A 17,031-nucleotide genomic window follows, 5' to 3' on the forward strand; every position below is an offset into this window, starting at 1 on the left:
TCCCGGTGAAGCACTACGCGAACGAGCGTCTTGCTCAGCTTGCGCAGGACCGTGGCATGCCGAGCGAGTACGTGCGTGACCTACGAGTGGTCGGCAGCGTACTGCCGTTCAAGGTCAACGAGTATGTGGCCGACGAGCTGATCGACTGGTCAGCCGCGCCGGACGACCCGATCTTCCGGCTGACCTTCCCGCACCGCGACATGCTCCCCGTGCCCGTCTTCGACCGGATGGCCGCCCTGCTGGACGGCGGAGCTCCCCGTGCGGAGCTCCGCCAGGCCTCCGCTGCCGCCCAGATGGAGCTCAACCCGCACCCGGGCGACCAGCTGCAGGCCAACGTTCCCGTCCTGGACGGCCGCCGGCTCGACGGACTCCAGCACAAGTACGCCGAGACGGTGCTGGTCTTCCCCTCCCAGGGCCAGACCTGCCACTCGTACTGCGGCTACTGCTTCCGCTGGGCCCAGTTCGTCAGCCAGGCCGATCTGCGCCAGGCACTGCGCGACCCCGCGGACCTGACCGGCTATCTCGCCCGGCACCCCGAAGTCACCGACGTGCTCTTCACCGGCGGCGATCCGATGATCATGCGGACCGACGTGGTGCGCCGCTGGGTCGAGCCGCTGCTGGAGGCGGCGGCGAACTCCGTCCGCACGCTGAGGTTCGGCACCAAGGCGCTGTCCTACTGGCCGGCCCGGTTCACCTCCGGACCGGATGCGGACGATCTGATGCGACTCTTCGAGCGCGCCGTCGCCGCCGGCCGCCACGTGGCCGTCATGGCCCACTTCTCGCACCCGCGGGAGCTGGAGACCGACGCGGTCCGCACGGCGATCGCCCGGATCCAAGCCACCGGCGCCGTGATCCGCGCGCAAGCCCCCCTGGTGGCGCACGTCAACGACGACGCGGCCGTCTGGTCCCGCATGTGGCAGATGCAGGTCGAGCTGGGCATCGTCCCCTATTACATGTTCGTCGAGCGGGACACCGGAGCGCGCAACTACTTCGGGCTGCCGCTCGTCCGGGCACTGGAGATCTACACCGAGGCCATCCGCCGTGTCTCCGGCCTGGCCCGCACCGCCCGTGGCCCGGTCATGTCGGCCGGCCCCGGCAAGGTGATGATCCACGGCACCGCGCAGGTCGGCGGCGAGGACGCCTTCGTCCTCAGCTTCCTGCAGGCCCGCCGCCCCGAGTGGGTGGGCCGCCCGTTCTTCGCCGCCTACGACGAACACGCCCAGTGGTACGACGAACTCAAGCCGCTCTCCGCCTCCGGGGCTTCGTTCCCGCCCTTCCCGGAGCTCGCCCCATGAAACTTCAAGCCCACGAGTTCAGACTGACCGACCACGACGTCTGGCGCAGCGCCCGGGAGTCCATTCCCGAGCAGCCCGGCCTGCTGATCGAACTCAGTGCCGCCGGAGTCTCCGGCTGGGGCGAGGCCGTGGCCTTCATGACCGACCGCTACAACTCCGCTCTCGCGGCCATGCACGACGACCTGCGCCGGGTCGCGGGCACCCTGCGTACCCTCCCGGCCGACGATCCCGAGGGCACCTGGGCCGTACTGGCCCCACTGCTCGCGGGATCCCCCTTCACGCTCGCGGCCCTCGACGTCGCCGCGCACGACCTGGCGGCGCGGCTGGCCGACGTACCGCTGTGGAAGCACCTCGGCGCGGACCCACCCGGCGCGCTGCGCTCCAGCTACAGCATCGGGCTCGACGAGCCGGCCGTCATGGTGCGCAAGCTGCTGGGACGGCCGGGCTGGCCCGCGTACAAGGTGAAGCTCGCCGCACCCGGCGATCTGCACATCCTCAAGGCGCTGCGGGACCACACCGACGCCCCGTTCTACGTGGACGGCAACTGCGGCTGGGACCTGCCCGGCACGCTCGCCGCGCTCGACGCCATGGTGGAGCTCGGCGTGGAACTGCTGGAGCAACCCTTCCCCCGCGAACACTGGGACGACGCCCGCACACTCAAAGAGGCCTCTCCGATACCGGTGTTCGCGGACGAGAGCATCACCGGTCCGGACGACCTCGACGCCTGTGCGGACGCGTTCGACGGCGTCAACCTCAAGCTGATGAAGGCGGGGGGCATCACCCCGGTGCTGCGGATGCTGCGCCGGGCGCGTGTCGCGGGCCTCGGCACGATGCTCGGCTGCATGCCGGAATCGAGCGCCGGAGTCTCGGCCACGGCCAACTTCGGCCCCTACGTCGACCACCTCGACGCCGACTCCATCGCCCTGCTTGCGGTGGACACCGGCGCCGGCGTCCTGCTCGACGACAGCGGCCGGATCACCCTGCCGGACGCCCCCGGCACCGGGTTCGTCCCGGACTTCTCCGGTCCGGCGTTCACCGTACGGCCCACCGCGGGCGGGCTGCCGGACTGGGACGGCGGGCAGTTGTCCGCGTACCGCGAGGGCACCGAGGTTGCCTCGGTCCGCGTCCGGCGCCGGCCGCTGCCCGGCGGCGCGCCTTCCGAGCGCGTCCGGCAGTTGGCCGAGCTGTCCACAGCCGGCGGGGTGAGCGACACGGAGCTCACGGCCCTGCTGCGCACAGCCGTCACCCGGGCCGTGGCCGGCGGGGCCGACACGGTCTGGATGCATGCGGAGCCGGCGGTCCCGGCCGCCGCCCGGGCCGCCGGCTTCACGCCCCACGACGGCGATACCGATCCCCTCTTGGTCTGGAAGGCGAATCCGCATGACCGGCACGACCACAGCGCATGAATCCGAGGCGCTCGCGGCGACCGAAACGCCCGCGCGGCTCGCGGCGGACACCGCCACTGCCGTCGCCGTGGCCGCTCTCCGCGCTGCGGGCGTCCCTGAAGGTGACGCCCGCGACGTGGCCGCCGCGCTGACCGACACCTCCCTGCGCGGCATCGACACCCACGGCCTGCGGCTGCTCCCGCAGTACCTCACGGAACTCGAGGAGCGGATCGCCACCGCACGGCCCGACATCACCGTCGTACGGGACTCCGGCGCAGCCGTGATGCTCGACGCCGACGGCGCCCTCGGCGTGGTCGCCGGCCTCGCCGCCGCGCGGATCGCCGCCGAACGAGCCCGCGCGCACGGCGTGGCCGCGGTCGGCGTGCGAAACTCCAACCACTTCGGCGCCGCGTCCGTCTACAGCCGTCGTCTCGCCGCCCAGGGCCTGGTCGGCATCGTCACCACCTCCGCGGCCTCCCGTGTCGCCCCCTTCGGGGGCACGCAGCCGCTGTACGGCACCAATCCGCTCAGCTTCGCCGCCGCCGGCGACGGCGACGAGTTCGCCCTTGACATGGCCACCAGCCAGGTGTGCTTCGGCGAGATCAAGGAGCGGCGCAAGCACGGCCGCGCCCTCGACAGCGGCTGGGCCACCGATACCGAGGGACGCCCCGCCACCGACCCGGAGGACGCGTACGCCTTGTCCCCGCTCGGCGGCTACAAGGGTCAGGGCCTCGCCATGGTCGCCACTCTCCTCGGCGCCGTCCTCACCGGCTCGCCCGCGGACTGGCACCTGGAGCACATCGGCGCGTCCGCTCCCGGCCGCAGCCGCCAAATCGGCCACTTCCTCATCTGCCTCGACCCGGCCTCTTTCGCCGGTACGGAGAGCTTCGCCGCCGGCTTCAGTGACCTGGTGACCACCACCCGGCAGGCCCCGCCCGGCGTCGACGCCGCTCTGTCCGTCCAGGTGCCCGGTGATCCGCAGCGTCGTACCGCCGAGCAACGAGCCGCCCACGGCATACCGCTCGACCCGCACACCGCGCGCGCGTTCGCGGAGCTCGCCGCCCGCCACGGAATCGAGGCCGGCGCGTGATCCTGGTCCTGCTCAGCCCGCGCAACGCCGGGCTTCCCTTGGGCGAATGGCTTGGCGAGGAGACGGGCCGGCTGCTCGCGGTTACCGGGGCAGGGGTCGACCCCGGTCCCGGCTTCCTCGATGTCGAGCCCGTCGCCGACTACTTCGACGACGCGTCCGTACACAAGGCCGCGCGCCGCTTGTGCGATCGGCACCAGGTCACCCGCGTTCTGGCCCTGGCCGAGGTGGATGTGGAGCGCGCCGCGCAGTTGCGGAACGAGTTCGACCTGCCCGGCCAGCGTCCCGAGAGCGCCCGCGCGTACCGGGACAAGATCTGTATGAAGGAGCTGGCGGCGGCGGGCGGGGTACGGGTGCCGGCCTTCGCGCCCCTCGCCTCCGAGGCCGACGTGCTCGCCTTCATGGCGGCCCACCCCGGCCCGGTCGTGGTCAAGCCACGCGACGGCTCCGGTTCCACCGGCGTGGCCGTCCTCGAAACACCTGCGGATCTTCCTGCTGTGGCGGGCCGTATCCGCTCCGGGGACCACGAGGTGGAGGAGTTCGTGGCCGGCCGGTTCTGCCATGTCGACGCCCTGCATGTCGGCGGCGAACCGGTGGTCTCCATCCCCTCCGTGTACACCGACGGCGGCTGTCTGTCGCACTGGACCGACTCGGGCAACGGAAGCTGGATGCTGGAGCCGGACGACCCGCTGCACGCCCGGTTGGTGGCGGAGACCTGGCGGCTCGTCGCCGCGTTGCCCCACGCGCCTTCGCTCTTCGTCCACGCGGAGTTCTTCGTGACGGATGCGGACGAGATCGTGCTCTGCGAGGTCGCGGGCCGAGTCGGCGGCACCCCGATCCCGGCCATGCTGGAGGCCGTACTCGGCCTCGACCCACGGCATCTGTGGGCCAGGATCGAGTGCGGGCTGCCCGTGAACCTGGACGCGGTCCGAGACCACGTCCGGTCGGCGCCGCTCGTCGCCAACTTCGGGCTGCCGCCGCGGAACGGGCGGATCACCCGGATTCCGCACGAACCGCCCACCGGCGCCCAGGGCTTCACCGTCCTCGCCGAGGAAGGCGAGGACTGGGGCGGCGAACGCTACCGGGCCCGCAAGTCCGGCGACTTCATCGCCACCTGGCTGGTGACCGCCCGGACGGCCGGGGAACTCCTCGCCCTCGTGGCCAAGAGCGAGGCGGAGGCCGAGGCCGCCTTCGGCTGGGACCTCGTATCGGAGGAAGCACCGTGAGTTGCCTGACTGGGAGTTCCCTGACTGCCGAGGTCCTCGACCCCGCGACCCGACCCACCGCCGCGGATTTCCCGGCGCTGGAGCGGCCGCCGGTCATCTGGGAGGACGACCGCTGGTGGCGGTTCACCGAACGTACCGACCTGCACGAGACCCGCTACCTCGGCGTGTACGAGGGGAGCGTGCTCGTGGCCCTGGCCCCGCTGCTGGTGACCCGCGACGGCGGCGGACTGCTTTTCTACGACGCCCCCAAGATGGTTGGTGACCTGGGTGCCTTCGGCGACCCGGAGCGGTTGCCGGAGCGCGGGCAGGCCCGCTGGGAGCAGCTCACCGGCGCAGTCCCGGACGCCCGCCGCGACCAATACCCCTCGGTTGCCCTATCCGTCTTCGGCTCCCACCACGGCATCGTCCATGCCATCGGACGCACCGGAGCCGAGCGGCGGGAGGTCCTCGCCGAGCTGCCCCGCCTGCTCGATGACGCGGCCCGTACCCTCGGCTGCCGCAGCAGCGCCCTGCTGTACGTCACGGACGAACAGGCCGAGGCCATCGGCCCGGCCGCCGAGGCACTGGGCCACACCCCGGCCGTGCTCGGTGCTGAGTCCGTGATGCGGCTCGACGCCTCGGATTGGGACACGTACCTGGCCGGGCTGGTGAGCAAGAAGCGCATGCGGACCAACCGCGAGCTGGGACAGTACGCGAAGGCCGGCTTCCGGACCGTGATCAGTGAAGGCCCCGACGCGTTGTCGGACTCGATAATCGACCTGCAGGTGGGACTCCGCGCCAAGTACGGGCTGCCCGGCGGCCGCCCCCGCGTGCAGAGGGACTTCGACGCCATCCGCGAGACCGTCGGCGACAGCATCCTGGTGCTCAGCGCCGAACTCGGCGGCGAGACCCTCGGCTTCTGTCTCTACCTCCGGTCGGGCGACGCGCTGTACGGGAGGACCGCCGGCTTCGACGAGGACCGGGCAAAGGGCGTCTACTTCGTCCTCACCTACTACGAGACCGTCCGCTGGTGTCTGGCCAACGGAGTCCGCGAGATCTGGTACGGCCTCGCCGCCTACGAGGCGAAGAAGCTTCGCGGATGCGACATCGAGCCGCGCCAGGGCTGGTTCCGCTTCACCGGCGCCGGCCACGAGACCCTCGCGGAGACCGTCCGCCTGCAGAGCGCCGGCGAGGACTTGCGGCTGCGCAGCCTCGGCCCGACAGCACCACCCCACAAGGAGACTGAGCCGACATGCCACTGACCCCTACGCCCTTCATCTGGATGGACGGCGACCTGGTCCCCTGGGACGACGCCAAGGTGCATGTGCTCACGCCGAGCCTGCACTACGGATGGGGTGTTTACGAGGGCATCCGTGCCTACGCAACCGACGCAGGGTCCGCCGTGTTCCGGCTGCGCGAGCACATCGCCCGGCTTCGCGATTCGGCCCGCGTCTACCTCATGGAACTCCCCTGGACCGACGAGGAGCTCGTCGAGGCGGTCCGCGAGCTGTGCCGCGTCAACGGCCAGGAGTCCTGTTACATCCGGCCCATTGCCTACCTCGGATACGGGGAGATGGGCGTGGCCCCGCAGCTCGACGCGGTCCGCCTGTCCATAGCCGTCTGGCCTTGGGGCTCGTACCTGGGTGACAAGGCGGAGACCGAGGGCTGCCGCCTCATCGTCAGCAACTGGCAGCGCAACTCGAACCAGACGGTTCCCCCGCTGGCCAAGGCCACCGGCGCCTACGTCAACAGTGCGCTGGCCAAGGTGGGTGCGCAGCGCGCGGGCTACGACGACGCCCTCATGCTGACCGCGAACGGCCACATCGCGGAGGCCTCGGCCGCCAACCTGTTCCTTGTCCGGGACGGCGCCCTGATCACCCCACCCGTCAGCGACGGCATCCTGCCGGGCATCACCCGCGACAGCGTCATCACCTTCGCCCGCGACCTCGGCCTGCCGGTCACCGAGCGCAGCATCCCTCGCAGCGAGGTGTACATCGCCGACGAGGCGTTCCTCACCGGCACTGCCGCGGAGATCGTCCCGGTGGCCTCCGTGGACGAGCGGCCGGTCGGCGCGGGCGGTGTCGGCCCGGTCACCAAGCAACTGCGCGATCTGTTCCAGGAGGTCGTCCGGGGCCGCAACGAGACGTACGCGCGCTGGCTGGAATGCGTATGACCACCGAGTGCGAGGTTCCGTCCGGGCGGGAACGCCCGGGCGTGCTGACGGCGGTGGCGCTTCTGGAGGAAGCCGCCGCCGGCTTGCCCCGCGTACCCGACAGCCACCCCGGTCACGTGTCGCTGGGCGAGGAGGTGTGCGACCGGCTGCTCGATCTGGCCGCCGCCCGGGCCTGGCTCCGTGTCACCGCGGCGGCCTCCCCGGACGCCACCGACGACGTGATGCACGGCTGCGTCCGCTGGGCGGTCCAGGAGGACGTCGTACGGACCCGGGCGGACGCCATGGGCGCCGAGGGCACGCAGCCCGTGCGCGAAGGGCATCCGGTCGACTCCGCACACCAGTTGGTCACACGCCTGATCACTTCCCTCGCCGACGCCGCGTACTACGACAAGGTGTGCGCGCGGCTGCGCACGGTGCTGGGGCGGCGCCCGGACGGCCGGGCGGCCGCCGCGTGGGACATCGCGGACGAGGCATTGCGCGGGCTCGGCGCCACGCGCGGTGAATGGGTGGGCGGCGATCCCGCGTTCACGGCCGCGGGCGGGTGGGTTCTGGTGGACCGGATAGGCCGCCTCCAGCTGGCCGCCGCCTTGCTCTCCGAGGTGGCCAACCTCCCGGAGGCGGAAGGGCTGCTGTGCATCAACGCGGCCCGCCGGTACACCTGGAACTGGCTGCGGCAGCCCCCTCCGGAGGCGGCCACCGAGATCCACGTGCGGCGTACCGGCGAACTGGTCCGATGGATCAGATCGGCCGCGCCCTCCGCGCAGGTAACCACCGCATGAGCGGTACCGGGACCAAGACCGGGGCGGCGGTCCGGCAGAGCGGGAGGGCCGCGCGCTTCCTGCTCTCGATCCTGCCCAGGACCCCCGCCGGGCGGAAGCTGGCAGCGGGCGCCGGGGTCGACTCCGTCGGCTCCGGCATGTTCCTCGCCGCCTCGACGCTGTACTTCGTCACCGTGGTCGGCCTGCCGGCCGCTCAGGTCGGCATGGTGCTCTCCATTGCGGGCGTCGTCGGGCTGCTCAGCCCGGTGCCGCTCGGCCGGCTGGCCGACCGTACCGGCCCGACAAAGGTGTACGTGGCGCTGCTCGCGGCCCGCGGTGCCGGCTACGCCGGCTTCGCGCTGGTCGACAACTTCTGGCCGTACGCGATCCTGACGTGCCTGCTGACCGCGCTGGACCGGGGCTGTTCGCCGCTGCAGCAGGTCGTGGTCGGGCTCATCGAGGGCGGCGAGAACCAGACCCGGACGATGGCCTCGATCCGCTCGGTGCGCAACATCGGGCTGACGGCGGGCTTCCTGCTGGCCGGCGCGGTGCTGGCAATCGAGCACCGGGCTGCGTTCGCGGTGCTGTTCCTCGGCAACTCCCTCACCTTCTTCGTCATCGCCATGGTCGTGGAGCGGCTGCGGCGCAAAACGGCGGTGACGGACCGGCGTACGGAGTCGGTGAAGTCATCGACAAAGGCATCCTCGGACCCGGTGGCGGCATCCGTCCGCAGCCCTTTCCGGGATCTTCGCTTCATGCTGTTCACCGTCTCGAACGGCGTGCTGTGCCTGCACGACTCGGTTCTCTTCGTCCTGCTGCCGCTGTGGCTCACCACCGCCACCACCGCGCCCGCCTCGGCCGTCTCCGTGCTACTCGCCGTGAACACCGTGCTCACCGTGCTGCTGCAGGTCTACGTCGCGAAGTTCGCCGACACCACCGCCCGTGCGCTCAGGCTCATCTGGGCCGCGCTGCTCCCCCTGCTGCTGTCCTGCGGCGTCTTCGCGGGCGCGGAGCAGGTCTCTGTATGGCCGGCCGCGGCCTTGGCCGTGCTCGCGGTCGTCCTGCTGACCGTCGGCGAGAACCTGCACTCCGTGGCGGTCTGGGGCCTGTCCTACGAGATGGCCCCCGCGCCCGCCCGCGCCCGCTACCTCGCCGCGTTCAGCCTCGGTGTGACGGGCCAGCAGATCGTGGGCCCCGTGCTGATGACCGCCGTGATACTGCCGCTGGGCAGCATCGGCTGGGCGCTGCTGGCCGTGGTCTTCGCCCTGGCCGCCCTGGTGGTACGGGCCACCGGCAGTCCGCGTGCCGAGCCGGGACCGGTACCCGCCGTCCCCTCCACCCCCACACCCACCGAGGTGACAACATGACCGAGAACGTGCTCATCGTCGGCGGCGGCCGGGAGATCCCCGGCCTGATCCGCGAAGCGGGAGGCCCGGACGTGGCCACCACCATCCTGTGCCGCATGGATTTCCTTCCCAAAATCCGCAAGCCCGGCCAGCACGACCGGGTGCTCGCCGTACGCCGTGAGGCGCCCGACGAGGAGTGGATCTCGCTGGCCGAGGCGGTGCACGCCCGTCACCCCTTCACCCGGGTCGGCACTTTCGGCGAGCGCGACCAGGACCGCGCCGCGGCCGTGGCCGAGGCCCTGGGCCTGCCCTGCCACACCCCGCAGACCATCGCGTACGTGCACGACAAGCACGCGATGCGCCGTCGGCTCGCGGAGATCGGGGTCGACGACACACCCGTGGCGCGGGTCGCGGACGCAGCCGAACTGCGGTCCTTCCTCGCCGAGCACGGGACGCCCTGCGTGGTGAAGCCCGCACAGGGCGCCGCGAGCTTCGGCGTCTCTGTGGTGCGGAGCGTCGAGGAGGCCGACGCGGCCTTCGCACGCGCCTCCCGTGACTTCGCGGTGATCCCGGACGCCGGCGTACTCGTGGAACGCTTCCACGAGGGCCCCCAATTCAGCGTCGAGGCCTTCTCCGAGGACGGCGAACACGAGATCCTCGCGGTCACCCGCAAGTTCTCCGACCCGGTCGGCTTCGTCGAACTCGGCCACGTCGTGCCCGCCGAACTCTCCCCGGAGCAGACCGCGTCGGTCCACGACTTCGTATGCCGACTGCTCGACGGCCTCGGCATCGGTTACGGCGTGACCCATACCGAGGTGGTGCTGACCGCAGCCGGGCCGCGCGTCATCGAGACCCACGTGCGGCTCGCCGGGGATGAGATCCCGTACCTCGTCCAGGATGTCACCGGAGTGGACCTGGTCGACTGCGTGGTCCGCCAGACCCTGGGCCAGTCCGTGCTCGCCGACATCCGCAGGACCCTCGCGGACCCGACCGTGGACCGGCGCCCCGAGGCCATCTGGTTCGCGGTGCCGCAGGCGCGCGGCACGCTGACGGCGATCAACGGGCTGGCCGACGCCGCCGGGCTGCCGGGCGTGGTGACCGCCGAGGCCCTCCTTGACGCAGGCGATGTGCTGGGGGACCTTGACAGTTCCGAATCCCGGGCGGCCTTCGTCCGGGCTCGGGGCGCGAACGCGGCCGAGGCCGTCGCGCGGGCCCAGGAGGCCGTGGCTGGGCTTGACTTCGTGGTGCAGGTGTCCGGCGGTGCCGGTGCCCGTTCCGGCGCGGAAGCCTGGGTCTGACATGACGAGTGGTCCGGTCGGTCTTCCGGCCTCCCCTCGGATCTCGGCGGCGGTCGGGCTGCAGGAGCTGGCCCGCGCCGTCTTGCCCGCCGCTGCCTTCGACTTCTACGCGGCCGGCTCCAATGAGGAGATCAGTACGGCGGAGGCCGTCGGGGCCTGGCGGGCCCGGCGGTTCGCCCCGCGGGTCCTGCGGGACGTGTCCGACGTGGACACGGCTGTGGAACTGCTGGGCAGCAGGCTCGCCTCGCCGGTCCTGGCCGCGCCGACCGCTTTACAGCGGATGGCACATGACGAAGGCGAGGTCGCGACGGCCGCGGGCATCGCAGCGGCCGGCTCCCTGATGGTGCTCTCCTCCCGGGCCACCCGGTACCCGGAGGACGTCGCGGCGGCCGCCGGTCCCTGGTGGTACCAGGTCTACTGGCTGCGGGACCCCGGCATCACGCGCCGACAGGTCGAACGGGCCACCGCGGCCGGGGCCCGGGCCCTGGTCCTGACGGTGGACGCGCCGTACGTTCCACCGAAAGCCACGCCCCAGCTGCCACTGCCCCTGCCCCAGGACGACGAGCTGTGCCGGTTGGTCGGGCTCGGGTCCCGGCTCCCTGGCTGGGAGCAGGACCCGTCCCTCGGTCTGGACGCGATCGGCGAACTGCATCAACTCTCCGGTCTTCCGGTGCTGGTCAAGGGCGTGCTGCGGGCGGACGACGCGCTGGCGTGCGTGGCGGCGGGCGCGGCAGGGGTCATCGTCTCCAACCACGGGGGCCGCCAGCTCGACCGCGCCATGGCCACGGCCGACGCTCTGCCGGCGATCGCCCGGGCCGTCGGCGACGCCGTTCCCGTCCTGGTGGACGGCGGCATCCGGACGGGCACGGACGTACTGGTAGCCCTGGCCCTTGGGGCCCGCGCCGTCCTCGTGGGACGCCCGGTGCTGTGGGCACTCGCGCTCGACGGCGCCGCCGGCGTGACCGCGCTGCTGGAGTCATACCGCACACAACTGTCGACGGCCATGGCCCTGGCCGGCGCGCCCCGGGTCGCGGAGATCGACGGGAGCCTCCTCCACGGGTGAGCTTCTGCTTGACCACCCACCATGTACGGATTTTTGGGAGTGACTAGGTAGGTAAACGGTTCGGAGTGAGTACCTCGCGGAGAGGCTGGCGGTCGACCGCCCAACGCTTCAACGGCTCGCGGCCGATGAGACGGATGCGGTCCTCGGTGACCGACCAGAGCCTGCACGGCATGGTGACGTGGCCGTCGGGGGCCTCTGGGCCTCGCTGAAGTGCAAGAGACGTTGGATCCGACTCCCTTGCCAGGCGGCGAACCGGCTATGCCCGGCACTGGTTGTTCGGAGCTCCGGTGATCTCAGGAGAAAAACGTCCTGTTCCGCTCAAATCTGGTCTGACCTTTCGGGGTCAGTGACGGTGAGGGGTGGAAGGGTTTACGAGCGGACTTCGAGGAGCGGGACGAGCTGCTCCACCGGCGTCATCGAACCGTGCATGCCGACCATCGCGGACTCGTGCGGCTCGTTGACGGACGCGGTGATCACAACGTCGTCGTGGGCGGCGGCAACGACATCGCCGATCCGGCCGTAGACCCGCTCGTCGATGTCCGGGCCGAACCAGCCGGCCGCGATGGCCTCGTCGCGGCTCGCCACCCAGAACTGCTCGCCGAGCACCTCGCGCCAGCAGGCCAGGACGTCGGACTCGGCGCCGGGCACGGCGTAGACGTGGCGGGCGCGGCCCTCGCCGCCGAGGAGGGCGACTCCGGCGCGCAGCTCCCAGTCCTCGTCGAAGTCGATCCGGGACTGCTCGTCGAACGGGATGTCGATCATGCCGTGGTCGGCCGTGACGTACAGCGTGGTGCGGGGGGGAAGCTGCTCGGCGAGGCGCTGGACGAGCCGGTCGACGCACATCAGCTGGCCGCGCCAGGCGTCGGAGTCGACGCCGAAGCGGTGACCGCTGCCGTCGACCTCGCTGTAGTACGTGTAGACCAGCGAGCGGTCTCCGGCGGCCAGTTGCTCGGCGGCCAGGTCCATGCGCTCCTCGCCGGTGAGGCGCCCGTGAAACGTTCCGCCGCTGAGCGCGACCTTGGTGAGCGGGGTGTCCCGGAAGGTCGGGGAGGAGACCTGCGCGGTGTGGACCCCGGCCTCGTCGGCGAGCTGGAAGACGGTGGGGTACGGCTGCCAGTCGTGCGGCGACGTCCAGGGCTTCCAGCGCAGCTGGTTCATCAGCTCCCCGGTCGCGGGGTCGCGGACCGTGTAGCCGGGCAGGCCGTGCCGCCCGGGAGGCATACCCGTACCCACCGAGGCGAGTGAGGAAGCGGTGGTGGCGGGGAAGCCGGCGGTGATGGGCCGTCCCGTGCCACCGCGGGAGCCACCGAGGAGGGAGGTCAGGTACGGGGCCTCGTGCGGGTGGGCCTTGATCTGCTCCCAGCCGAGGCCGTCGATCAGGAACACGCAGTTCCGATCGGCCGGCGTCAGCTCGGCGATGCGGTGCTCGAAGCCGGGTACGCCCAGCCCCGCCGCGAGCGTCGGCAGCAGGTCGGCGAGGGAACCGGAGCCGTACTCGGGGACCGGCGCGGTGTCGAGGCCGAGCGGCACCGGCTCTTCGGGCCAGGCGGCGGCGGTCGTCGTGGGCTGGACCATCAGCGGGTGGCCGCGGTGGCTTCGGAGAGCGCCTGGGCGAAGGCGAGGGCCTGGCGGACCGTCTCGGGGCCGTCGCCGGCCTCGCTGACGCGCAGGCTGAGGTCATCGGCGGTGGAGTTGCCGGTGTAGCCGTGGTCCGCCTCGCAGTTCGGGTCGCCGCAGGCGGCCGGCTCCAGGTCGATACGGGAGACGGCGCCCCAGCCGATGGTGAGGACCACCTCGCGGGGCAGCGTGCCGGGCGTGTACGACTCGGGGTTGGCGACGACGCGGCTCAGCACGACCGACGAGATCCGGCCGAGCTTGACCGACTCGGTGGAGGTGGTCGCGTAGGGCGTCGGGGAGCTGGTGTCGGCGTTCTGCTCGTCGGTGTGGCTGACGATGAACCGGTTGGCCGTCAGCACGAGGACGGTGACGTGACGGCGCACCTCGTTGGCGTCGAAGGTGGTCTCCTGATGCACCAGGTACGAGGCGATCGGCTCACCACCGACGGCGGCCTCCACCGCCTCGGCCACGAGGGCCGGGTAGTAGCCGCTGCGCTCGATCGCCGCGCGCAGCCCTTGGGTGGTCGTACCGGTCTTCGCCATGGGCTCCATCCTACGGGGGGCTGGTGACTGCGCGGGACGCTCGGCGGCGGTGACAGCGGGGCTCCGAGGCGCCGGAGCGGCCCGGGACGGCGGGGCGGGCCCGGGCGGCAGGGCGGGGCGGGCCCGGGACCGCGAGGTGGCCCGGGTGGCGAGGCCGGCCCGGGTGGCGGGGCGGGTCCGGGTGGCGAGGCGCGTCCGGGTGGCGGTCAGTAGCTGGGGAGGCGGCGAGGGCCCAGGTCGGTGCGGGCGGGGGGCGGGGCGAGGCGGACGGTGGCGCCTAGTACGGACAGGCCGCGTGGAGCGACGACCACCGGTTCCAGGCTGACGGTGACGATCTCCGGGTGGTCGTCGACCAGCCGGGAGACGCGCAGCAGCAGCTCTTCGAGGGCGGGGGTGTCGACGGGCGCTGAGCCGCGCCAGCCGAAGAGGAGCGGCGCGGTGCGGATGGAGCGGATCTGTTCGGCGACGTCCCGGTCCGTGGCGGGGACGAGCCGGTGCGCGGTGTCGCCGAGCAGTTCAAAGGCCGCGCCCGCGAGCCCGAAGGACAGGACGGCGCCGACAGCGGGGTCGATGGCGGCGCGGACGACGGTGTCGACGCCGCGCGGGACCATGGCCTGGACGACCGGCTGGAGCTCCTCGGGCTTGCCGAGGGCGTCGGTCAGCTCCGCGTAGGCCGCGCGCAGTTGCTCCTCGGTGGCCAGGTCGAGGCGGACGCCGCCGAGGTCGGGGCGGTGGCGCAGGTGCGGGGCGGTGGTCTTGAGCGCGACGGGGTAGCCGAGGCGGGCGGCGGCGCGGACGGCGTCGTCGGCGGTGGGTGCGGGCAGCGCGGGGAGGACGGCGATGCCGTAGTGCCCGAGCAGCTCGCGGGCGTCGTCGGGGGCGAGGGTGATGCCCCGCTCGTCCACGTCCTGGGCGAGCGTCCGCTCGATGAGCGCGGCGGCTCCCGTCTCGTCGATGCCCTCGTACTCGGGTACGCGCCCGGGGTCGGCGGCCTGCCGGCGCCACTGCCCGTACCTGACGGCCTCGGCCAGCGCGCGCACGGCACGCTCGGCGGCGGGGTAGGCAGGGATGCGGTGCCGGCTGTCCGGGGCCCCGGGGGCGCCAGGGGTGCCGGGGGCGCCGGGAGCGGCGAGGGTGCCCGGAGCGCCGGGGGTGCCCGGAGCGGCGAGGGTGCCGGGGGTGCCGGGAGCGGCGGTGGGGGGCGCGGGCTGCCGCTGCGTGGGGGAGGACGGCGGGCCGTCGCCGGAGCCCGCGCGCGGCGGGGCCGTGCTCGTGGCGGCCGCCAGGGCGTCGGCCAGGGCGCCCATCTCCACGTGGACCACCACGACCGGCTTGGCCGGCGCGGTCGCTGACGCCGCCCGCAGCGCCTCGGCCAGGACCTCGCCGTCGCCGGATTCGGTCGCCCCGTTCTCGCCGACCCAGGGGATCGCGGTGACCACGACCGCGTCACAGGCGTCGTCCTGGAGGGCCCCGGCCAGAGCGGTACGGAAGTCCTGCGGCGTCGCCGCCGTCGTCAGGTCGCGCGGCCGCAGCGGCCGGAGGCCCTCCGTCAGGCACGCGTCGTACGTCAGCAGGCCCAGCGACTCCGAGTTGCCCAGGATCGCCACGCGGGGGCCCGCCGGGAGCGGCTGCCCGGCGAGCAGCAGGCCCGCGTCGACCAGCTCGGTGACCGTGTCGACGCGGATGACCCCGGCCTGCCGCAGCAGCGCGGAGACCGTGGTGTGCGGGATGCGGGTGACCGGTACGGCGTGTCCGGGCGGCGCGCTGCCGCTGTGCCGGCCGCCTTTGACCACGACGACCGGTTTCACCGCCGCCGTACGCCGGGCGAGCCGCGTGAACTTGCGCGGGTTGCCGATCGATTCGAGGTACAGCAGCACGACGTCGGTGTCCGGGTCGTCGTACCAGTACTGCAGGAAGTCGTTGCCGGAGACGTCCGCGCGGTTGCCCGCCGAGATGAAGGTCGACAGGCCTGCCCCGCGCCGGTGCAGCCCCGACAGCAGGGCGATGCCGATCGCACCGGACTGGGTGAACAGTCCGATCCGCCCCGGTGTCGGCGGATGCGGCGCGAGCGAGGCGTTCAGGCGCACGGCCTCGGCCGTGTTGATGATGCCGAAGGCGTTGGGTCCGATGATGCGCATCCCGTACGAGCGGGCCTGGCGGACCAGTTCACGCTGGCGCTCGCGGCCTTCGGCGCCCTGCTCGGCGTACCCGGCGGACAGGACCACCAGCCCCTGGACGCCGTGCTCGCCGCAGTCGGCGACGACCTCGGGGACCCGCTCGGCCGGCACGGCGACGACGGCGAGGTCGACCGCCTCGCCGATGTCGGCGACCGAGCGGAACGCGGGCACCCCGTCCATCTCCCCCGCCTCCTGGGGGAGGGCGCGGTTCACAGCGTACGTACGGCCGGTGTACCCGGCGTCGAGGATGTTGCGCAGGACGGTGCGGCCGACCCCGCCGGGGGTGCGGCCCGCGCCGACGACGGCGATCGAGCCGGGCGCGAGCAGCCGCTGCACGGAGCGGGCCTCGGCGCGCTGCTCGCGGGCGCGCTGCACGGCGAGGGACCGGTCGGTGGGCTCCAGGTCGAGGTGGAGGCGTACGGCGCCGTCCTCGAAGCTGCGCTTCTGCGTGTATCCGGCGTCCGTGAACACCTTGATCATCTTGCTGTTGGCGGGCAGCACCTCGGCGGCGAAGCGCCGGATACCGCGTTCGCGGGCCACCGCCGCGATGTGCTCCAGCAGCGCGGAGGCAACGCCCCGGCCCTGGTGGGCGTCCTGGACGAGGAAGGCGACCTCGGCCTCGTCGGCGGGCGCGCTCGCGGGGTGCCCCTGCGCGTCGATCCGGTCGTACCGGACGGTGGCGATGAACTCGCCGCCGACCGTGGCCGCCAGTCCCACGCGGTCCACGTAGTCGTGGTGCGTGAAACGGTGCACATCCTTCGCGGACAGCCGGGGGTAGGGTGCGAAGAACCGGTAATACTTCGACTCGTCGGAGACCTGCTCGTAAAAGCTGACCAGACGGTCTGCGTCATCCGTGGTGATCGGCCTGATCCGCGCGGTGCCGCCGTCCCGCAGCACCACGTCGGCTTCCCAGTGGTCGGGGTATACGTGTTCCGGCTGCTCCGACGGGGTCCGCATGGGCCCCAGGGTACGGTGCGGGCGGCCGGTCGCGGAGGTGCTGTGGACAAGGCGTGGTGAGGCGGACCGGTCGGCCGCCGGGCCGTGCCGGGGCCGGTCCGAGCAGCCCGCGGGACATGAGAGACTGA

General features: G+C 72.5%; 13 protein-coding genes. 10 read left to right on the forward strand and 3 right to left on the reverse strand.

The features are described 5' to 3' along the window. Positions 1-56 precede the first annotated feature (56 nt). Genes QWM81_RS01035 through QWM81_RS01080 form a run of 10 tightly spaced genes read left to right on the forward strand, consistent with a single transcriptional unit; the run spans position 57 to position 11,610 of the window. Entirely contained in the window at positions 57-1,295 is a 1,239-nt protein-coding gene (locus tag QWM81_RS01035) for a KamA family radical SAM protein (RefSeq protein WP_290109433.1), read from the forward strand. Next, on the forward strand, positions 1,292-2,701 hold the full coding sequence (locus QWM81_RS01040) for a dipeptide epimerase (RefSeq protein WP_290109434.1): 1,410 nt from the start codon (positions 1,292-1,294) through the stop codon (positions 2,699-2,701). The genes QWM81_RS01035 and QWM81_RS01040 overlap by 4 nt, the downstream gene beginning before the upstream one ends. Continuing rightward, complete coding sequence (locus QWM81_RS01045) at positions 2,676-3,770, forward strand: Ldh family oxidoreductase (protein ID WP_290109435.1); 1,095 nt, start codon at positions 2,676-2,678, stop codon at positions 3,768-3,770. Before QWM81_RS01040 ends, QWM81_RS01045 begins: the two co-directional genes overlap by 26 nt. Beyond that, on the forward strand, positions 3,767-4,993 hold the full coding sequence (locus QWM81_RS01050) for an ATP-grasp domain-containing protein (RefSeq protein WP_290109436.1): 1,227 nt from the start codon (positions 3,767-3,769) through the stop codon (positions 4,991-4,993). Before QWM81_RS01045 ends, QWM81_RS01050 begins: the two co-directional genes overlap by 4 nt. After that, positions 4,990-6,234 carry a GNAT family N-acetyltransferase gene (locus QWM81_RS01055; RefSeq protein ID WP_290109437.1) on the forward strand — a complete coding sequence of 415 codons (1,245 nt, stop codon included), beginning with the start codon at positions 4,990-4,992 and terminating at the stop codon, positions 6,232-6,234. Before QWM81_RS01050 ends, QWM81_RS01055 begins: the two co-directional genes overlap by 4 nt. Continuing rightward, the gene (locus QWM81_RS01060; protein WP_290109438.1) at positions 6,225-7,145 is read left to right on the forward strand and encodes a branched-chain amino acid transaminase; all 921 of its coding nucleotides are present in this window, start codon (positions 6,225-6,227) and stop codon (positions 7,143-7,145) included. Before QWM81_RS01055 ends, QWM81_RS01060 begins: the two co-directional genes overlap by 10 nt. Beyond that, a complete protein-coding gene (locus QWM81_RS01065; RefSeq protein WP_290109439.1) occupies positions 7,142-7,924 on the forward strand; it encodes a hypothetical protein in 783 nt (260 codons plus the stop codon). Before QWM81_RS01060 ends, QWM81_RS01065 begins: the two co-directional genes overlap by 4 nt. Then, a complete protein-coding gene (locus QWM81_RS01070; protein ID WP_290109440.1) occupies positions 7,921-9,270 on the forward strand; it encodes an MFS transporter in 1,350 nt (449 codons plus the stop codon). The genes QWM81_RS01065 and QWM81_RS01070 overlap by 4 nt, the downstream gene beginning before the upstream one ends. Next, entirely contained in the window at positions 9,267-10,547 is a 1,281-nt protein-coding gene (locus QWM81_RS01075) for an ATP-grasp domain-containing protein (RefSeq protein ID WP_290109441.1), read from the forward strand. Before QWM81_RS01070 ends, QWM81_RS01075 begins: the two co-directional genes overlap by 4 nt. Before the next feature lies 1 nt (position 10,548). Further along, complete coding sequence (locus QWM81_RS01080; RefSeq protein ID WP_290109442.1) at positions 10,549-11,610, forward strand: alpha-hydroxy acid oxidase; 1,062 nt, start codon at positions 10,549-10,551, stop codon at positions 11,608-11,610. A 369-nt stretch (positions 11,611-11,979) separates the two neighbouring features. On the opposite strand, the gene QWM81_RS01085 is transcribed toward QWM81_RS01080, so the two are convergent. From QWM81_RS01085 to QWM81_RS01095, 3 genes are all read right to left on the reverse strand, one after another. After that, on the reverse strand, positions 11,980-13,185 hold the full coding sequence (locus QWM81_RS01085) for an alkaline phosphatase family protein (protein WP_290109443.1): 1,206 nt from the start codon (positions 13,183-13,185) through the stop codon (positions 11,980-11,982). Further along, positions 13,185-13,769, reverse strand: a complete 585-nt coding sequence (locus QWM81_RS01090; protein WP_290109444.1) for a DUF5998 family protein — start codon at positions 13,767-13,769, stop codon at positions 13,185-13,187. The genes QWM81_RS01085 and QWM81_RS01090 overlap by 1 nt, the downstream gene beginning before the upstream one ends. A 206-nt stretch (positions 13,770-13,975) precedes the next feature. After that, positions 13,976-16,903, reverse strand: coding sequence for a GNAT family N-acetyltransferase (locus QWM81_RS01095; protein ID WP_290109445.1), 2,928 nt, complete (start codon positions 16,901-16,903; stop codon positions 13,976-13,978). Positions 16,904-17,031 lie beyond the last annotated feature (128 nt).

This window comes from Streptomyces ficellus (assembly GCF_030406405.1).
Taxonomy (GTDB): Bacteria; Actinomycetota; Actinomycetes; order Streptomycetales; family Streptomycetaceae; genus Streptomyces; species Streptomyces ficellus_B.